Annotated in this window: 7 protein-coding genes; 1 reads left to right on the top strand and 6 read right to left on the bottom strand. The window is 60.7% G+C overall.

Going from position 1 to position 5,469, the window contains the following annotated elements; genetic code table 11:
• From ACTJJX_RS34725 to phnC, 6 genes are all read right to left on the bottom strand, one after another.
• A partial coding sequence (locus ACTJJX_RS34725) for an IS5/IS1182 family transposase (protein WP_004162934.1) occupies positions 1-307 on the bottom strand: 307 nt, incomplete at its 3' end.
• Between the two features lie 107 nt (positions 308-414).
• Positions 415-1,284: a LysR family transcriptional regulator gene (locus tag ACTJJX_RS34720; RefSeq protein WP_003127731.1), complete on the bottom strand. Its 870-nt coding sequence runs from the start codon at positions 1,282-1,284 to the stop codon at positions 415-417.
• Positions 1,278-2,288, bottom strand: coding sequence for a phosphonate dehydrogenase PtxD (gene ptxD, locus ACTJJX_RS34715; protein WP_003127732.1), 1,011 nt, complete (start codon positions 2,286-2,288; stop codon positions 1,278-1,280). Before ptxD ends, ACTJJX_RS34720 begins: the two co-directional genes overlap by 7 nt.
• A gap of 8 nt (positions 2,289-2,296) precedes the next feature.
• Complete coding sequence (phnE, locus tag ACTJJX_RS34710; RefSeq protein ID WP_010466252.1) at positions 2,297-3,124, bottom strand: phosphonate ABC transporter, permease protein PhnE; 828 nt, start codon at positions 3,122-3,124, stop codon at positions 2,297-2,299.
• A gap of 8 nt (positions 3,125-3,132) precedes the next feature.
• Entirely contained in the window at positions 3,133-3,996 is an 864-nt protein-coding gene (gene phnD / locus ACTJJX_RS34705; protein ID WP_010562501.1) for a phosphate/phosphite/phosphonate ABC transporter substrate-binding protein, read from the bottom strand.
• Positions 3,993-4,820: a phosphonate ABC transporter ATP-binding protein gene (gene phnC, locus ACTJJX_RS34700; RefSeq protein WP_003118432.1), complete on the bottom strand. Its 828-nt coding sequence runs from the start codon at positions 4,818-4,820 to the stop codon at positions 3,993-3,995. Before phnC ends, phnD begins: the two co-directional genes overlap by 4 nt.
• A gap of 342 nt (positions 4,821-5,162) precedes the next feature.
• Here phnC and ACTJJX_RS34695 point away from each other — a divergent pair.
• The coding region (locus ACTJJX_RS34695; RefSeq protein ID WP_004162934.1) for an IS5/IS1182 family transposase at positions 5,163-5,469 on the top strand (307 nt) is incomplete at its 3' end.

Below are 5,469 nucleotides of genomic sequence, written 5' to 3'. Positions count from 1 at the left end.
TGGTGGTTTCGTCGGGGATGCGCTCCAGGTTCAGCCCGGCAAACTGGCGCAGGATCGTGGTTTCGTACAGCGCTTCCTCCATCGCTGGATCGCTGTAGCCGAACCAGTTCTGCAGCAGATGCACACGCAGCATCGCCATCAACGGGTAGGCCGGACGGCCACCTTCACCCTTCGGATAATGTGGCTCGATCAAAGCAATCAAGCCCTTCCACGGCACCACCCGATCCATCTCGATCAGGAACAACTCCTTGCGGGTTTGCTTGCGCTTGCCAGCGTACTCGGCGTCGGCGAAGGTCATCTGCTTCATCGGGAAACTCGGTGGGTGGGGTCGCGGTATTTTGCCAAATCAGAAAGTCTTTTTCAGAGTTTCCCTAGGCTGACAAGCCAAGCGCTGGATCGCAACCATCCATCACCTTATCCAGCTAGATCTGCCTCCTCCAATAAGTGCCGCACAAATCCCGGCGGGTGCAGATTTCCGGGAGGTTTGCGCCAGATCAGTTGGAGACGCTTTTCAAGCCCCGGGATGGGAAGAGCTACCAGCGCGCCACTGCGAACTTCGTCTTGTACTGCGGAAGCCATCACCAACGACACGCCGAGTCCCGCCCTCACTGCTTGTTTGACTGCCTCGGTGCTGCCTAGCTGCATACCGCTGCGAGGCACGCCCAGTTCGCCAAAGTATTCGGTCAGAAGCCGTCCGGTACCGCTACCCGGTTCACCTCCCAGCATCGGCAGGTCCACCAGACGATCACGTTCTATGCACCCTGCTTCAGCCAGCGCATGGTCGGGGCTGACGATAAGCACCAGCGGCTCGACCCGCCAGAGGCGGTGTTCGAAGTCGGGGTGAGGTAGCCACCATTCCATGATCGCGGCGTCGAGCTGGCCCGCCAGTAGCTGGTCGGCCACATCCGGGTTGGCGGCGATGCGCAGATCCACCTCGCCCCTCTCATTTGCGGTCGTCAGATAGTTGCGCACGAATGGCAGGAGAAGGTAGGTGCCGATGTTGGAGCTGGCCCCGACGCGCTCACGATTGCCATGCAGGGCTTCTAGCGCCCGGGCGTGCATGTCGAGCAAGGCGGTCGCATGCGGCATGAAGGCCAGCGCCCGTGTGGTAGGCTGGCAGCCGCTACGACTGCGCTGCACCAGCGTTACGCCGACCTGCTCTTCAAGCTTCTGCAAGTGCTGCGACACCGTCGGCTGGGCCAGCCCCAACGCCCTCGCCGCGCTCTGAAAACTGCCTGTTTGAACGATCGCTACCAGGCTCTTCAGCCAGACCGGATTCAACATGCGGCAGGCTCGGCCTTGGGCAGACGGTTCGCAGCGTTGATTGGGCGCGCACCTGCCAATGCCTGGATGATGTTCTGCGCTGCACAACGTTCAATCTCCAGGCGCACCGCGCGCACTGCCGACCCTATGTGCGGAGTGAACAGCGTATTCGGATGCGCGAGCAGCGCAGGATCGATCAGCCGCGGCCGGTCCGCGCGAGCCCAGTCTTCCATTTCGAATACATCCGCCGCATACCCGCCGAGCTGGCCTCGCTCAAGCGCCGCGAGCACGGCGGCTTCATCCACTACCGAACCACGACAGGGGTTTACAAGCAGAGCGCCCGGCCGTACGAGGGCAAGCAGCTCGGCGTTGACCAGATGCTGGGTATCGGCATTCAAGGGAAGCGCCAGCAGGATGAAGTCCGAGCTGGCGAAGAGTTCGCTGCACGCCACCCGGCGCAGGCCGAGCCGTTGCTCGGTTTGTGTATCCAGAGCCTTCGCCTCGTGGTACTGCAGGGTCGCGCCCCATCCCTGCAAGCGATCAGCCATGGCCAGTCCGATGGCGCCCATGCCAAGGATGCCGACCGTAGCGTTATCCAGCCCCGTGCCGTAGAACTGTGGTTGCCAGCCCTGGAACTTGCCAGAGCGGACGAACGCATCTGCTGCCCGCAGATGCCGCCCCAGCCCCACCGCCAGTCCGATCGCCAGCTCGGCAGTCGGGACCGTCAACAGATCAGGCACGAAGGTCAGCCAGACCCCGCGGGCAGTACAGGCGTCCACATCGAAATTGTCGAAGCCCTTGAGCGCGCAGCCGACTACACGCAGCTCAGGGCAGGCTTGAAGAAAGTCTGCATCGACCCGATCGGGCATGAACGCCATCATCGCCTGAGCATCGCGGCAGCGGCGCAGAATTTCCTCGCGCGGCAGCGTGCTGTCGGTCTGGTTGGTCATCAGCTCGCAATGTGGCGCCAGCAGTTGCAGGATCTCATCGTGTACTCGGTGAGTTATAACGAGTTTCGGCAGCATGGTTTGTCCTATTTGAAACGTTTGCGCAGCACGCCACTGAAGGCGTCTACTAGCGTGACCATGGCCAGGATGACCAGCAGGATTGCTGCAACCTCCTGGTACTGCATGATGCGCAGCGAGCCCATGAGTTCGAAGCCGATACCGCCGGCGCCAACCATGCCCATCACGGTGGAGGCGCGAAAGTTGTATTCCCAGCGGTAGATCGCCACGTCGGCGAACTGCGGCGTCACCTGTGGCAAAACCGCGTGCAGCAGCACTTGCATCGGCGTAGCCCCCGCCGCCCGAGCGGCTTCCACCGGCGCTTCGTCGACGTGCTCGATGGCCTCGGCGAAGAACTTGCCGACCATGCCGACCGAATGCAGACCCAGGGCAAGCACGCCCGGCAAGGCGCCGAACCCTACGGCTGCAACGAAGATGATGCCCATGATCAGCTCCGGCACCGACCGCAGGGCATTGAGCAGCACCCGGGCAACACCGAACACAAGGGGGTGCGGCGCCGTATTGCGCGCTGCAACGAAGGCCACCACCAGCGAGAACACCACTGCGATGGCCGTACCGGCGATGCTCATCGCCAAGGTGTCGATCAAGGGGCGAATCCAGCTTCGATAGCCCGAAAAGTCTGGCGGCATGGCCTCGCCTGCCAGGGTCGCGATGGAGGGCAGCCCGTTCAGCAGCGTGGTGGCATCGAGCAGCCCCACGTACCAGCAGGCCAACAGCACCACTCCGAATACAATCGCCACCTGCCCCAGCTGGCGCCACCAACCGAGGCCGAAGCCTCGAAGGATGTGCTCGCGTTGCTCTGCAGGCAGCGCCTGCACGTCGTAATGAGTAGACATATCGGTGCTCACATCGTGGCGAAGTCGAGGCCGAGCAGCGATCCCATGTTGCGGATCACATCGTAGTCGGCGTCGGTGATTGGCGCGAAGGCCTCGGCCTTGAAGTTGCGCAGCACTTCGGGATCGTCGATACCGACGAATACATCCCGCACCTTGGTTTTCAGCTCGGGGCTCAGGTTCGAGCGCATCGCCCAGGGGTACTGGGGGTATTCGCCGCTGTAACCAAGTACTTTCACCTTGCTCGGATCGATTAGGCCACGTTCGACTGCGTGATTGAAAATTACCTCCGACAGCCCACCCGCATCGGCGTTGCCGTTCGCCACGTTGACGGCAACGGCGTCATGCGTGCCCACAAAATGTTGTTCGTAGTCCTGCCCACCCGTCAAACCGGCCGTCTCAAGAAGCACGGCTTTGGGAATCAAATGGCTGGACGTCGATGCCCGGTCACCATAGGCCATCTTCTTGCCCTTAAGGTCGGCATACTCATTCACGCCTGACGCCACATTGGCGATAATCACCGAGCGATAGGTCGGCTTGCCGTCGATGACCATGGCAGCGAAGGGCTCGATGTCGCTTTTGCTTTTGGCCATGACGTAGGACAGCGGACCGAAATACGCCAGGTCGATACGGCCAAAGCGCATCGCCTCAATCATCGAGGAATAGTCGGTGGTTACGATCAGCTGCACCTTCTTGTCCAGATGCTCTTCCAGATAATCCTTCAGCGGCTGGTTACGCTTGATCAGCTCGGAGGCGTTTTCGTCCGGCAGCAGGGCAACCTTTAGCACATCCGGATCGGCATCGGCCGCTAGGGCGGACAAACTTGAAACAGCGGACAGCAAGCAAGTCAATAAGAGCGCGGATAAGCGTTTCATCGGGACATCTCCAGTGAAGGTTCGAGCATGACAGGTGGTTCAGCCGGAGCATTCGCTGGCTGAGTCGTAGAGCGGCCTGCATAGATGCGCTCAAGCTGCGCATCGGTGAGTTCCGAGGGCGCGGCATCGAAAACGATCTGAGAATCGGCCAGCCCGACGACGCGATCGGCGAAGCGGCGGGCATATTCGAGTTGATGCAGCGAAACGATGGCGGTGATGCCGTCTTCCTTGCAGATGTCGCGCAGCAATCCGAGAACACGGACCGAAGTGGCCGGGTCGAGACTGGCTACCGGCTCATCGGCCAGAATGATCGCCGGCTGTTGCGCTAGCGCACGCGCGATGCCTACCCGCTGCTGCTGGCCACCGGACAGTTTGTCCACCCGGCTTAGCGCCTTGTCTGCCAGACCGACCCGAGCGAGGCAACTGAGCGCAATCTCCTGATCGGCACGCGGCAGAGGAAACAGCGAGCGGAGCGTGTTGTGAAAGGCCAGCCGACCGGTAAGCACATTAGCCAGTGCGCTTTGACGTTCGATTAGCTGGTGGTGCTGAAAGATCATGGCGGTACGCCGACGATGCTGACGCAAGGCCGAGCCGCTGCCGAGTTCACCGAGTTCGCTGGTGACACTGCCGCCAGTGGGCGTGACGAGTCGATTGAGACTACGGAGCAAGGTCGACTTGCCTGCGCCCGAGAGACCAAGCAGCACGGTGAACTCACCACGCCGAAATGCAATCGAGGTATCGCGTAGGGCTGTCACGCCGCCTGGATAGACGACGCTCAACCGGTCGACCCGCAGCACGGCGTCCTGTATCGGATGGGGCGTCATTTGATCACCTTTCGCAATATTGCTGGCCGCACAATTGCGGTTCGCGATGCAAAGGGTAGAAATTCCTTGTTAACGCACTGTTTCTAAAGGATGACATTTCGATGAATACTTCGAATCTGCCGTAGCGGGGCGGCAAGCGAAGCCGTGGAAGAACGGGCGCAACGTAGCGTCTTTCTTCACGCGGGATACAGGAGGCTTTGATTGATACTGCTGCGGATTCGCTACAGTAACGTTGGGCCAGAACGTAATGCCATCCAAGCAAGAGAGCGCACACTAGGGAAACTCTGAAGAAGACTTCCAGATTTTGGCAAAATACCCGGATTCCACCCACCGAGTTTCCCGATGAAGCAGATGACCTTCGCCGACGCCGAGTACGCTGGCAAGCGCAAGCAAACCCGCAAGGAGTTGTTCCTGATCGAGATGGATCGGGTGGTGCCGTGGAAGGGCTTGATTGCTTTGATCGAGCCACATTATCCGAAGGGTGAAGGTGGCCGTCCGGCCTACCCGTTGATGGCGATGCTGCGTGTGCATCTGCTGCAGAACTGGTTCGGCTACAGCGATCCAGCGATGGAGGAAGCGCTGTACGAAACCACGATCCTGCGCCAGTTTGCCGGGCTGAACCTGGAGCGCATCCCCGACGAAACCACCA

The sequence above is a fragment of the Pseudomonas sp. 22490 genome, from assembly GCF_052044465.1.
In the GTDB taxonomy this organism is placed as follows: Bacteria; Pseudomonadota; Gammaproteobacteria; order Pseudomonadales; family Pseudomonadaceae; genus Pseudomonas; species Pseudomonas aeruginosa.
This window is presented reverse-complemented; position numbering and strand designations above follow the sequence as displayed.